3 tRNA genes are annotated in these 261 nt (G+C 52.9%); all 3 read left to right on the top strand.

Going from position 1 to position 261, the window contains the following annotated elements:
• The first annotated feature begins 1 nt into the window (after nucleotide 1).
• Nucleotides 2–76 (top strand) — tRNA-Gly (locus tag ACA31_RS06580).
• A gap of 8 nt (nucleotides 77–84) precedes the next feature.
• A tRNA-Leu gene (locus ACA31_RS06575) sits at nucleotides 85–170 on the top strand.
• Between the two features lie 16 nt (nucleotides 171–186).
• A tRNA-Arg gene (locus tag ACA31_RS06570) sits at nucleotides 187–260 on the top strand.
• Nucleotide 261: the final 1 nt, after the last annotated feature.

The following is a 261-nucleotide window of genomic DNA, read 5'->3' as shown; positions in this document are numbered from 1 at the left end:
TGCAGAAGTAGTTCAGCGGTAGAATACGACCTTGCCAAGGTCGGGGTCGCGGGTTCGAATCCCGTCTTCTGCTCCATTATTTTTGCCGGGGTGGCGGAACTGGCAGACGCACAGGACTTAAAATCCTGCGGTGAGAGATCACCGTACCGGTTCGATTCCGGTTCTCGGCATTATCATTTTAATATAGCGCCCGTAGCTCAACTGGATAGAGTACTTGACTACGAATCAAGAGGTTACAGGTTCGACCCCTGTCGGGCGCAC

The sequence above is a fragment of the Staphylococcus sp. NAM3COL9 genome, from assembly GCF_001431205.1.
GTDB lineage: Bacteria > Bacillota > Bacilli > Staphylococcales > Staphylococcaceae > Staphylococcus.
This window is presented reverse-complemented; position numbering and strand designations above follow the sequence as displayed.